A 13144-nucleotide genomic window follows, 5' to 3' on the forward strand; every position below is an offset into this window, starting at 1 on the left:
CCAGGTTCCTAGGATGATTTAGGAGGTGTGAGTCGCTGTCCGTCGGTATCCGGTAGGAGGTGGCTCGTGGCGACCGGTGTGGTGGTGGACAGTTCCGGCTTCGAGATCGTGGCCGGGGATCAGCGGATGGGGCCGCGCCGGGCGCTGACCGAGGCGGACGAGAAGTTGCTGTCCGATCTCGCGGCACGATACGTGCGGGCGGTGCAGTCCGAGGCCGGCGACGACGTCTTCCTCACGCTCGGTCAGGAGCTGTGGTCGTGGCTGGACGGTGACCAGGGCGAGCTGACGGCACTTCTGGCTCGGGTCTCGGCGCCGGTGACCTTCGAGATTCGGGCTGAGCGGGCGCCTTCGGAACGGGCGTGGGCGGTGCTACGGGCGCCCTTTGAGCTGCTGGCGCGCCAGGACGGCGGGTTTCTGGCGGCGGACGCGCTGGTGCGCTTCGGGGTGGTGCGCCGCCTCGGTGTCCCCGAGGCCGCACCGGAGCCTGACGGCTACCGGCTGGGACTGGCGTTCATGGCGTCGTCACCACGACGGCAGCATGAACTCGACTTCGAAGCCGAGGAGGCGGCGATCCTGGCCGCCGTCGACGACACCCGCGTCGACCTGGTGGTCGAGGACACCGGCAACCCTGAGGAACTGGGCCGCCGACTCGCCGACCTGGGCGGCATGCCGGTCGTCCATCTTTCCTGCCATGGCGTCAACAGATATCCGGTACGGGCGGGACAGCCCGCCGAGCCGGTCCTGATGATGGAGGACGAGGTCGGCGACGACCTGCCGACCACGGCCGCCGACCTGGTACGGCTGATGACCATCCGGCCGAGGTTGCTGTTCGTGTCGGCGTGCCTGACCGCGACGGCGGCCGGCGCGGCCGGGCATCTTCCGGCGGGTGCCGGGCGCCGCACCGGGACGGCGGACGGGGGGATGGACCCGATGCTGGTTCACTCGATGTCGACAGCCCTGGTCACGGCGGGCGTCCCCGCGGTGCTGGGCTGGGACGGCTCGGTCGGCGACCGGGCCGCGACCGTGTTCGCCAAGGATCTCTACAAGCAGCTGAGCAACCGCGCCGACCTCGCGGTGGCCGTCGGCGACGCCCGCCGGACCCTGCTCAACTCCGACGACCGTGCGGTACGCACGGACTGGCACCTGGCCAGGCTGTGGCTCGGGCCGACCGGCGGTGGCCCGCTCGTGACCGGAATCAACCGGCGGTCGCGGGTGTCGGCGGTGCACGGGACCAAGGTCTTCCTGGACCGTAAGCAGCATGTCCCGGTCGCGGCTCCGGCCATGTTCGTCGGCCGTCGTCCCGAGCTTCAACGCGCGTTGCGGGCCCTGCGCGGGCAGGACAAGGCGGGAGTGCTGCTGCACGGGCAGGGCCGCCTCGGCAAATCCAGTCTGGCGGCCCGGATCGCGGACCGCTGCCCACAGCTCGCACCGGCGGTGGTCTTCGGCGACTACAGCGTCGCCGCGATCCTGGAAGCGGTCGACGAAGCGGTACGCGCCAACCCGGAGGCCCGAGAGCTCATCAAGCGGCGGCGACCAGACGTCCGTGACCGGCCCGAAGCGCTGGAAGAGCTACTGATCGACCTGCTGAGTGGACCGTGCGCGCAGGCCACCGACGGACGGCGACCGCTGTTGCTCGTCATCGACGATCTCGAACAGGTCCTTCTGCCGGACCCCGACGGCCCGCATCGAGTCGATTCGCGGGTGGCTCCGGTGCTGGCAGGCGTGCTGCGGGTGTTCGACCCGAGCCTCACCGACAGTCGCCTGCTGATGACCAGCCGTTTTCGGTTCACTCTCGATGGTCTGGACTCCCGGTTGGAGCAGGTGCCGCTGCGCCCCCTGTCGCCGGTCGCCCAGCGCAAGCTGCTCAACCGGCAACAAGCGCAAGTCACCCTGCAACGCCGGCAGGAGCGAGACGCGCTTGCCGAACGCGCGATGACGGTCAGCCGTGGCAACCCGGGCCTACAGGACCTCATCGGTCTGCGCCTGGTCTTCAGCGACCAGATCGACCTTGGCCGGGCGGAGAGCGCGGTCGCCGGCATGGAGGACTATCTACATCAGGGCCAGCCGCCTTCGGAGGCCAAGCTGCGCGAATTCCTGGAGAACCTGGCCCTGGACACGCTGATCGAGCAGGCCGGGCAAGCGCATCGCGCGCTGCTGCGAGGCCTTACCCTGTTCGATCTGCCGGTGCCCGAGCCCGTGACCGACACCCTGGCTCACCGGACCGGAGGCTCGACAACCCGACTGCTCGGGCTCGGCCTGCTCGACGTCTTCTCGGACGCCTATGACCCACAACGGCCGGCCCTGGCCGCCAACGCCCTGGCCGCCGGGCGCCTTGACCCGCTCACCAGCGACAAGATCACCGATCTGGCCGGCGTGGTCATTGAGCCGCTGTATACCGCCTGGGGCGGCGATACGGAACGCGGCCGCGATACAGGCCTGGACCTGCAACTGACCCGGATCGCCCTGCATGCCGACACCCCGCGAGTAGTTGCCGACTGCGCCCCCGGCGCCGTGGAGGCGCTGCGTTCCGGGTCGGCAGTCGATGCGTTCCGACTCGGCGAAGAGGCCATCACCCTGCTTGACGGGCACCAGGTGCCGGTGCCGTTGCTACTACTTCGGTGGGTCGCTGAAGTGGCGAAAACCAGCGGAGACGGCCAGACGGCCGGGACGCTCTACAACCGGGCGATCCGGCAGACACAAGCCGAAGGAGTCGAACAGAGTGACCCGCTCGATCGCGCCCGCGTCCTGGCCGAACACGCCATTTACCTGGTTGACCGTGGTGAGCTGCAGCAAGCCGAACAAATCCTCCGGCAAGCCCACCAAATGTTCACCGCCGCAGGATCCGAATACGAAGCCGCCAGATGTCAAGGAGTAGTCGCTGACGTCCTCTTCCGGCGCGGAGAGTACGAGGAGGCTTTGCGTATTCACCGTGAGATCGAGTTGCCGGTCTATGAGCGGCTCGGGCAAGTCCGTGAGTCTGCGGTCGCTTGGGGAAAGGTCGCTGACATCTTCTTTTGGCGTGGTGAGTCCGAGGAGGCTTTGCGTATTCGCCGTGAGGTCGAGTTGCCGGTCTATGAGCGGCTCGGCGACGCGCACTCGGTTGCGGTTACCTGGGGCCAGATCGCCGATATTCTCTTTCAGCGTGGTGAGTCCGAGGAGGCTTTGCGTATTCGCCGTGAGGTCGAGTTGCCGGTCTATGAGCGGCTCGGCGACGCGCACTCGGTTGCGGCTACTTGGGGCAAGGTTGCTGACATCCTCTTCCGGAACGGTGAGCACGACGAGGCCTTGCGTCTTCGCCGCGAAGTGCAGTTGCCGGTCTATGAGCGGCTTCAGGACAAGCATTCAGCTGCGGTCACCTGGGGCAAGGTCGCTGACATTCTCTACTGGCGTGGTGAGTACGACGAGGTCTTGCGTATTCGCCGTGAGGTCGAGTTGCCGGTCTATGAGCGGCTCGGTGACGCACATTCGGCTGCGATTATCTGGGGCAGGATTGCTAACATCCACGTCCGGAGGGGAGAATACGATGAAGCGGCTTCCCTGCAAACCAAACGGTTACGTGCGAATGAGCGGTTAGGTGCGCTGGATGGAATTGCGGCTGCAAAATGGGAACTGGCTCAAATTGATATTATGCGGGAAGATTTTGAGGCCGCATTCCCCCGCCTTGTTGAGTCATTCCAAGCTTTTCAGCAACTTCGGCAAGCCGACGGTATCGCGATTGTCGGTACCACTCTTGGACAGTTCCTCGTGGCCTTCGGGCGGCAGGAAAAGGCAAGACCGGTTCTGGAGGCGAGCCTGTCCGCCGCTGAGAAGATCGGCGCAACGGAAATTGTCCAGGCCATCCATCAGCTGATGGATGGATTCCAGTGAATGTAGGGACGCTACTGGCCGCCAACGCGGAGGACCTCGGCCAGTTGACGGCGGCGGCGTGCTACGGCTTCGAAGCGGACGATCACCGGGACCGCCGCGACGAAGAGTGCGGCCACCACGGCCAGGCCAAGCCATGGCCACATGACTGCCGGGTCGACCTCCTGACCGGTCAGGAGCCGCAATTCCAGCGCACTGAACAACGCCGTCAAGGCGGCACCGGCCAGGACTCCACCCACCGCGGCTGTCAGGGCCCACGGCAGGAGTTCGCCGGCTGCGACTCGGCGGGCGTCTCGCGGGGTCAGGCCCAGCGTGCGGAGGCGGCTCAGGGTCTGCCAGCGCTGCGGGGCTCCCGCGGCTGCGGCCAGCGCGAACCCGGCCAACCCGAGCAGCACCAACAACACGGCCGAAGCCCAGGACAGCCAGAGGAGGCCGTTCACCAGCGGGGCGCCTTGGCGGTCACGCAACACCTCGGAACGCAGGAGCGCGCCGGCACCGGTGACGGCGGATTCGGTGCCGGGGCCGTTCACCCAGATCGTGTTCGGGACTGATTCGACGCCGGCGGCCGTCAGGGCCGCCGCGTCCACGATGACCACCTCGTCGGCGCCGCTCACCACCGGGGCCACGCCGGATGCCGTCAAGCGGACCGGTGGTTCGTCGTCGCGGCGCAGTTCCAAGGACATGCCGGGGCGCAGCTGGCCGGAGGCCGAGCGGACCAGCGCGGGCACCGACGGGTCGGGGACCCCACCGGAGCGGATGACCAAGCGGGACGGGACCAGGGCCTCGCCGGCGATGATGCGCGCTCCGTCGATCACCTGGGCGGTGGTCACCGACGTCACCCCCGGCTGCGCGGCGATGCGTTCGGCCACCGATGCCGTCGTGCCGGAAGCGTCGTCGGTGATGTCGATGCGGGCGTCGGCGCCGACCGTCTCGCGGGCGCCGTCGATCAGGCCCTGCCGCACGGTCGCGCCCAAGGTCAGCGCGAACACCGCCAGCACCGCCGACGTGACCAGCGTCAGCACCGGCAACGCCCGGCCGGAACTCTCCGCCGCCTGGGCCGCGCCGAACACCGCGAGCGGACGTCGCGACCGCAACAACCGGCGCAGCACCAGCCCGGTCACCAGCGGCAGCAGGCGCAGCAGCAGAAGAGAAGCGGCGACCGCCGCCAGGGTCGGCGCCAGGGCGGGCAGGCCGGGGGCGGGACCACGCTGGAAGAGGGACACGACGGCGGCGGTGGCCGCCAGCAGGACCGCGACCTCGGTGGCGGCTCGGCGCAGCGCGGCGGTGTGACGCAACCAGCGGCGAGCGGACCGGTTCGCGGGCACCTTACGGTCGCGGGTGGCCGAGGCCGCCGCGATGATCCCGTACGCCGGACCGGCGCCCGCCGCGGCGAGAACCACCGGCGCCACCCACCACCCGGCCACACTGCCCGTGACCAGGTAGGCGGCGGCGCACCCGACAGCGGCCGCCACCAGCGTGACCAGCCCCGATTCGAGGAGCAGCTCGGTGCCGAGGACGGGCAGCGTGGCACCCCGCTGACGGGCCAGCGCCAACGCCGCGGAACGACGGCGGCCCAGAAGCGAAGCGGCCAGCGCCAGGACCAGCACCGCCCCGGCGATGACCGCGAACAGCAGCACCGACGCCTGCACCCGGGCCGCCGAAACCTGTTCGGTCACGTCCCGCAGCACCGAGTCGAGCTGGGTGTTCCAGGTGGGCGCCGTGTCGAAACTGCTGGACGTCGCCGACGTCGCCTTCAACGTGATCGCCGTGGCCGCGATGCCGTGCGCCGTCTCCCACGTGAGCACCGAAGGGTCGGGGGAGAACGTGACGATCCGCCGCAGCTCGTCCGGCTTGAACGCCAACCGCGCGTCCGGCAGCGACTCGGCCGTCAACAGGCCACCGAACCGGGTCGTTCCGGCGCCGTCCGCGTCGGCGGCCGGATCCAGCAGCCACGGCGCGAGACGCCACGCCGGATCATTGCGGTCCACCGGACGGAAAATGCCACTGACCTGTACGTTCTTGGTCGCACCGCGCTCGTCGCGTACCTGAAGGAGTGCTCCCGGCCGTACCCCTGAGGAAGCCGCCGCCGACTCGCTCAGACCGACCCGCACCCGCCATGGTGGCCCGTTGTAGGGCACGTCGGCCTGGCCGTCGACGGTCGCCGAAGGCGCCGAACCGTCGATCCACTCCACCGCCGGGCTGTCGCCGCCGTCCAGATAGGCCATCCGGAAGGTACGCAGCACGCTGCCGTCGGTGAACCGCAACGTGGGAGTGATCACCGACGCGACCGGCGGCCGCAGCGCCGCCCGCAGATCAGGACTGAGCTGTTCGAGGGACCGGCCGCGAAGGTCGGCGAGGTCGGCGGCGAGATGTGACATCCGCATCCGGCCGGGGGAGCCGTCGCTGGTGAAGTCGTCCGGTTCCCAGCGGGCCTGCACGGTCACGTCGGCGCTGGGCCCGGCCTGGCGGACGGCGTCGCGGACGGCGGCGTCGGCGGTGTCGCGCATCAACCCGGGAACCGCCCCGGCGAGCAGGCTGACCAGCGCCACCACCAGCGCGGACAGGATCAGCGGGCCGGTGTCGGCGCGGGCCCGTCCCCGCACGCTGGGCCAGTGCAGGCCGACCCGCAGGACCGAGAGCCGGCCCGTCAACACGGTCATGACGTCACCCGCAGGTGGGCGGCGTCGGCGCGCCGCGACTGGACGATCACGACCCCGGCGACGGCGATCAGGCAACCGGCGGTCAGAGCGCCGAGGACGGCCAGCTCGGCCGGCCACGGCCACACCGGCGCGACGCCCGGCACCGGCGCCGCCCCCAGCTCCGAACGGATCATCAGCGGCGCCACCACCCACGTGGCCAGGGCGCCCACGGCCGCGCCGGCCGCCAGCAGCGGCACCATGACGATCGTGTGCTGGCCGAGCAGGGCGGTACGGATCTCGCGCCGCCGCATCCCGAGACCACGCAACCGGGCCACCTCCACGGCGCGGGCGTGCAGGTCACAGGTCACGTGCAGGGTCACCCCGGCGAGCAGCAGCAGGACCGCGGCCGGGACCAGCAGCCGCAACACCGCGGGCAGCCCGGCGGGAACCGGTCCGGTGGTCAATCGCATGGCTTCACCCGTACGCGTGTGGACCTCACCGAGATGGAGCCCGGCGGAAGCCGTGGCGTTCGACGGATGGGCGACCCACCACGCGTCGACCGGCATCTGCGGGTCACCGCGCACGAGCAGCGCCCGCGACAGCGTGTCCAGGTCGGCGAGCAGCGCCACCGACCCGGGCGCCGACGGCACGCCGGGCACGATCGAGGCGACCTTCACCGGTACGGGCGTGTTGCCGACCGTCACCTGCAACTCCGATCCGGGCGACACCGACAGTTGTTCGGCGAGCCGCCGCGACACCGCCACCGGCACCACCCCGGGATCCGGGAACGACGTCGCGACCACCTGGCGGGCCGCCTCGGTCGGACCGCCGAGCTCCACCGTCGCGGTCATCCGCAACGTCGCGCCGGAAACCGTGATCGCCGGCTCCCGCAACTGTTCCGGATAGGGCTGCGACGAGGCGGCCGTCCACGGTGCACCGCCGGACGCGCCTGGGATCGTCACCGTGACGTCGATGCGGCTGTCGCCGGTCGCGTCCCAGCCGAGCGCGTCGGAGGTGACCGGCAACAGCACGGCCACCAGCCGCAGCCCGTCCCCGTCGGCGCATCCCGGCAACTCGTGCGGTCGCCCGTCCAACGGGGTCGCCGCCGCCGAGCACACGGTCCGCAACCCGGTCGGGTCCTGGAGGATCAGTCGCGGCGTGGTGGCCAACTGCACGGCCCCGGTGGCCCGGCCGGTCACCGTGATCCGGCTCCCCGACGGCACCGTGATGCCTTCGGCAGCGGCGACCGGGGCGAGGCCCGCGCCGACCGCCGCCCAGTCCTCGCCGCCGCCGCGCAGCAGGGTTCCGGCCCGGTGGGCGTCGACGGCGACGAGCCGGGGCGGCTCACTGTTGCCGCCCAGCCACTGGCCCACGGCGACACCCCGGTTCGTAGCCGGGGCGACCGTCCCGCCGACCGCCGCCGCCACGACCGCGCCCTGCCCGGCGGACGGCGCGCCGCCCAGGGTGATCGCCAGATCGGTGCCGACCGACAGGTCGGCCTGATCGTGCTGGGACCGATGCCAGGTGGCGTCGAAAGCGACCCCGAACGTGGCGGCCGCACATCCGAGCGCGATCAGCAGGGCGGCCGCGGTGGGCCGGCGGGCGGCCTGGACCACGGCCAACGGCACCGGAAGACCGCGGGTGCGCGGGACCAGACGGTCCGCCATGGTGAGCGCCGGCGGCACCAGCCGCAGCGCCAGCACACAACCCGCGGCCAGCAGCAGCGCGGGGGACAGGATCCGGACCGCGTCGACCCGCGTCTGGGCGGTGTCCGGCTGCGACGTCAACTGCCACCAGCCGGCCGCCGCCAGCGCCACCAGCAGCAGATCGGCGCCGGACCGGGCCAGCGGCGCCGGGCGCTGCCGCCCACCGGCCGTCACCAGGATGGCCAGCAGCGTCCCGGCGGCCACCGCACCCACCTGCACACCGGTGACCGCCAGGTCCCCGCCGAGCCAGACATGCGCCGCCGACGACAACGGCACCGCCAGAACCGTCGCGACCAGCGCGAGAAGCCCCGCCTCGGCGGCCGCGACCCCGCCCAGCTGCCATCGGCTCGCGCCCATCGCCGACAGCAGCGCCGTCTCCTCGCCGCGTACGTCCGCGGTCAGCCGGCCGGCCAGCGCCAGAGCGGCCGCGGTCAGCGCCACCGCCAGGACCCCGACCGCCAGCACCGCGGCCGTGGTGACCTGCTGCTGCCGGCGGGCCTCGGCCAGCACCCCGGGCAGGGCGGAACCGACCCGCTCGATCTGTACCCGCTCACCGAGCACCGCCGACAGCCGCCGGTCGGCCGCCAGGGTGCCGGCCTCGATCCGGGCCAGCGCGCGATGGTCGGGATCGGACAGATCGGGGCGGGCGGTGATCTCCAGCCGGGACAGTGCCGACGTGCCCGACAGCAGGCCGGGATAGTCGACGAGGAAGGGCCCGTACGCCTCGGCCGGCTGCAACGCGCTCGCACCCCGGTACGCCAGGTCGAATCCGGTGCCGCCGAGCGGGTCACGATCCCAGCCGGCGCCGGGCTTCGTCCGTACGATCGCCGTGATTTTGATCGTCACCGGCGGCGCCGGATCGCGGGCCTGCTCAGCCCCGAGAGCGACCCGGTCACCGACCGTCAGATCCAGCAGCCGGGCCGTCGGTTCGAGTACGGCGGCCTCATCAGCGGAACCGGGCCAGCGCCCCGACACCAGCGACGCCCGCTCCGGAAGATCCTCCACCCCGGACAGATAACCGATCCGGCCGTCGGACAGCGGCCGCATCACCGACGACGCCCGCCCCGACATGGCCACCGGAAACGGCGCCAGCGCCTCGGCCAGCACCCGCCCGGTGTCGGCCACCACCGAGGGCACGTCGGCGCGGGCGACCGTCACCGCGTACCCGGTCACCTCGGTCCGCGCCGGCGTGGCCGCCGCGGCCGCCTTCTCCCGCGCCCGGTCCGCGCTCACCGTCACCAGCAGCGCACACACCCCGAGCAGCGCCGCCCCGGCCGTCACCACCGCCAGCAGCGCGGCGAGCAGCGGCCACTGCGCCCGCGCCCGGCGCCCGACGAGCCCCAGCACTACTCGTCGACCTGCCCGTCGCTGATCCGGACCACCCGGTCCGCCAGCGCCATCATCACCGGATCGTGCGTCGACACCAGCGCCGTCACCTTCTCCGACTCGACCACCGCACGCAGCAGCGCCATCACGGACCGGCCGGTCTCCGCGTCCAGCTGCCCGGTCGGCTCGTCGGCGATCAGCAGCCGCGGCGACGACGCCAGCGCCCGGGCGATCGCGACCCGCTGCTGCTGCCCGCCGGACAGCTCACCCGGCCGCTGTCTCGCGTGCTCACCCAAACCGACCAGGTCGAGCAGCAGCGCCACCCGCTTCTCCCGGTCGGCGGCCGGCATCCGGGCCAGCCGCAGCGGGGCGCCCACGTTCTCGGCCGCCGACAGCACCGGGATCAGGCCGAACGTCTGGAACACGTACGACACCTTCTCCCGGCGCAGCCGCGACAGGCCGTCCTCGTCCAGGCCGGTGACCTCGGCGCCGTCCACCTCGACGGTGCCCTCGTCCGGACGGTCCAGGCCGCCGACCACGTTCAGCAGCGTCGTCTTGCCCGAACCGGAACGCCCGACCAGCGCCACCATGCTCCCGGCCGGCACGTCGAAACTCACCCCGCGCAGCGCGTGCACCTGCCCGAACCGGCGATGCACCCCACGGATGCGCACCATCGCCGTCACGACGGGTCCGACCGGATCGTCACGTGATCGGCCTCCAGCGCCAGCCGCACCCGCCGGGTCAGCGCGAGCGCCTCCCGGTACTCGCGCGGGATCTGCACCCGGCCAGCCCGGTCCATCACCGCGTACTCCTCCGCGATCACCAGAGTGTCCCCGTCGGCGCCGGTCTCGGTGCGGCGCAACACCTCACTGCTGGTGCGGCCGTCCCGGATCGCCACCGTACGCTCCACCTGCCCGCTCACCTCCGGATCGTGGGTGACGACCACGACGGTCACCCCGAACTCCAGGTTCACCTTCCGCATCGCCTCGAACACCCCCGCCGACGTCGCGGTGTCCAGCTCACCGGTCGGCTCGTCGGCCAGCAGCACCCGCGGCCGGTTGGCCAGCGCCACCGCGATCGCCACCCGCTGCTGCTGCCCACCGGACATCTGCGCCGGCCGCCGGTCCGCGCAGTCGGCCACATCCAGCGCGGCCAGCAGTTCGTCGGCGCGGATCCGGCGTTCCTTTCCGGACATCTTGGCGGCGGCCATCGGCAGCTCCACCACCTGCCGCGACGTCAGATAGGGCACCAGGTTCGCGGCGGTCTGCTGTCGCACGAACCCGACCGTGTGCCGCCTGTACCGCACCCGGTCGCCGCGCGACATGGCCAGCAGATCCCAGTCGGCGACCCGGGCCCGCCCGGCGGTCGGCGCGTCGATCCCGGCGAGAATCGACAGCAGCGTCGACTTGCCCGACCCGGACGCCCCTACGACGGCGACCATCTCACCCTCATCGACGGCCAGGTCCAAACCTTGCAGCGCCTGCACCTCGATCGACCCGGTCTGATAGATCCGAACCAGACTCTCGCAGACGATCACGACATCTCAACTTTCTGACGGATCATGAGCGAGCCTATGTAACCCTCCGTTGTGACCGCGGTCAACCAGCCCTGAGAGAATGGATCTTCGAACGGCTGGGGGAGCGGATGAATCGACAGGTGCTGTTAACGCTAACTGTTTTGGTGCTCGCTGTGGGGTGCACCTCACCCGCACTCGACGACACCCCGTGGACCGGCGCGGCCTGCACGCTCGCCCACGACAGCGAGACGACATACGGCTACACCTGCGACAACGACGTCACCGTCACCATCGATCGCACCGGCGCATCCAGCTCGAAGAATTTCGATCAGAGCGAGAAATCGGCCCGCCAGGCCGGCATGCTCGTCACCGGCCTCGACGACGTCGGTGACAAGGCCATGCTCATCGCCGACCCGCCCGGCAAACTCATGCCCGCGACCACGCTGCACGGCGAGGCCGTCTCCCGCAACGCCATCCTCGTCGCGAAGATGACGCTGCCGGCCCCGATCGCCTCCGAAGCCGACATGACCGCTCACGCCACCGAAATGGCCACCGTCCTGAACGAAACCCTCAAAAACTTGCAAACCACTTAGCATTCGTACGGCCTGCGCCGCCCCCCGCCGAACCCACCCCGTCGGAGTGGCGCACCGCCACCGATTGCCGGGTCGAGGCCGCAGGGCCCGCTACGGCGCGAAGCGTCACTCACCCTCCGGACCGAACCCCGTCAGCCGACCGCCTACCGCCGAGCCACCAGTCAGCCCGGTGTAATAGACCGGCGGGGCAGACGACGTCGACACCGGCGGAACATCAGGCCCTTCCTCCGAGGCGCACCCTGCCAGCGTGACTAACAGTGCTCCCAGGCACAGGACCGGCCAAGATCGACGCATGCGCGGACAGTATCGTGCCGCGACTCCAGCCGTGCGGCAGGGCGTTCATCTCCTTGAAGTAGGCCGCAGTCGGGCTTCCGCTCGGGCCGGCCTCCAACCCGCCATCAGCCGACAATGATCCACATTGCACCATTTGGATTCCCGTGAACCGCTCATCCGGTTTTACGGATCTCTGCTCGGGCACCGGTGGGCGCGACAACGTTCATCGATGAAAGGAAGCGATCGTGCGCCTGACGACCATCCCGAAGATGCTGCTGGCCGGTGCGCTGGCACTGGCCACCGTGGGTGCCGTCGCGGCACCCGCTGCCGCCGCGCCCGCTCAACCGCCCGCGGTGGCGAAGGCCGCCGAGGGAACGATGACGTCCAGTGTCCAGGGCGCCTTCACTGATGCGTCGGGAGGCATCGGGCAGGTCACCGGCACCTTCGTCCCGACCGAGTTCGCCGTCCAGGGCGACGAGCTGGTGGCCGTCGGCACCCTGCACGCGGTGCTCACCGACTCGGCCGGCACCGCCGTCGGCACCGCGGACGAGACGGTGACCCTGCCGGTGCAGCTTCCCGGCTCCGGCGACGCCAGCGCCCTGGCGGCGTGCAACATCCTGCACCTGGTGCTCGGCCCGCTGGACCTGAATCTGCTCGGCCTGACGGTTCACCTCAACACCGTGGTCCTCGACATCACGGCGCATTCGGGGCCCGGCAATCTGCTCGGCAATCTGCTCTGCGCGATCGCCGGCCTGCTCGACGGCGGCCTGCCGTTCCCGCTGGCTCAGCTCGCCGACCTGCTGAATCAGGTCCTGGCCATCCTGGCCCTGTAGCGCACCTGTCGGTTCGGGGACGCCCGCCAGGCGTCCCCGAACCATGTCTATCGATATCCGGCGACCTTCCCGTAAGGTGGCGTCAGGGCAACCCTGACATCCGAGTCGGGCTGGGAGGCCGTCATGACCAGCGGAGCCAACGCCACCACCACCCCCCTTCAGCTCAGCTGCTCGTTCTGCGCCAAACCCCACACCGAGGTCGAGAAGGTGATCGCGGGCCCCGGCGTCTACATCTGCAACGAATGCGTCCAACTGTGCAACGACATCCTCGAGATCGAGCGGCAGAACCCGGCCGGGCCGACCCCACTGCCGGCCTGGGAGGAGTCGATGACCGACGAACAACTCCTGGACCTGCTGCCCCGGGTGGCCGCGGTGGGCGCCCAGATCGAGGCGA

General features: G+C 70.9%; 7 protein-coding genes and 1 pseudogene. 4 read left to right on the plus strand and 4 right to left on the minus strand.

Features of this window, described 5'->3' with window-relative positions:
- The first annotated feature begins 66 nt into the window (after nucleotides 1-66).
- On the plus strand, nucleotides 67-3867 hold the full coding sequence (locus tag KZ829_RS36840; RefSeq protein WP_220148459.1) for a CHAT domain-containing protein: 3801 nt from the start codon (nucleotides 67-69) through the stop codon (nucleotides 3865-3867).
- Nucleotides 3868-3878: 11 nt separating this feature from the next.
- On the opposite strand, the gene KZ829_RS36845 is transcribed toward KZ829_RS36840, so the two are convergent.
- Genes KZ829_RS36845 through KZ829_RS36860 form a run of 4 tightly spaced genes read right to left on the minus strand, consistent with a single transcriptional unit; the run spans nucleotide 3879 to nucleotide 11072 of the window.
- Entirely contained in the window at nucleotides 3879-6524 is a 2646-nt protein-coding gene (locus KZ829_RS36845; RefSeq protein ID WP_220148460.1) for an FtsX-like permease family protein, read from the minus strand.
- Entirely contained in the window at nucleotides 6521-9556 is a 3036-nt protein-coding gene (locus tag KZ829_RS36850; protein WP_220148461.1) for an FtsX-like permease family protein, read from the minus strand. The genes KZ829_RS36845 and KZ829_RS36850 overlap by 4 nt, the downstream gene beginning before the upstream one ends.
- Nucleotides 9556-10209: an ABC transporter ATP-binding protein gene (locus KZ829_RS36855; protein ID WP_220148462.1), complete on the minus strand. Its 654-nt coding sequence runs from the start codon at nucleotides 10207-10209 to the stop codon at nucleotides 9556-9558. Before KZ829_RS36855 ends, KZ829_RS36850 begins: the two co-directional genes overlap by 1 nt.
- A gap of 5 nt (nucleotides 10210-10214) precedes the next feature.
- Nucleotides 10215-11072 (minus strand): ABC transporter ATP-binding protein, encoded by an 858-nt coding sequence (locus tag KZ829_RS36860; protein WP_220148463.1) that lies wholly within the window; start codon nucleotides 11070-11072, stop codon nucleotides 10215-10217.
- Between the two features lie 107 nt (nucleotides 11073-11179).
- Here KZ829_RS36860 and KZ829_RS36865 point away from each other — a divergent pair, with 107 nt between their 5' ends.
- The 3 genes and pseudogenes from KZ829_RS36865 to KZ829_RS43600 form a co-directional block, all read left to right on the plus strand.
- Nucleotides 11180-11644, plus strand: coding sequence for a hypothetical protein (locus tag KZ829_RS36865; RefSeq protein ID WP_220148464.1), 465 nt, complete (start codon nucleotides 11180-11182; stop codon nucleotides 11642-11644).
- Between the two features lie 518 nt (nucleotides 11645-12162).
- The gene (locus KZ829_RS36870) at nucleotides 12163-12750 is read left to right on the plus strand and encodes a hypothetical protein (RefSeq protein ID WP_308285820.1); all 588 of its coding nucleotides are present in this window, start codon (nucleotides 12163-12165) and stop codon (nucleotides 12748-12750) included.
- A gap of 123 nt (nucleotides 12751-12873) precedes the next feature.
- Nucleotides 12874-13029 (plus strand): annotated as a pseudogene (locus tag KZ829_RS43600) (ClpX C4-type zinc finger protein); the annotation flags it as partial.
- Between the last annotated feature and the right edge of the window lie 115 nt (nucleotides 13030-13144).

The sequence above is a fragment of the Actinoplanes hulinensis genome (assembly GCF_019429605.1).
Classification (GTDB): Bacteria; Actinomycetota; Actinomycetes; order Mycobacteriales; family Micromonosporaceae; genus Actinoplanes; species Actinoplanes campanulatus.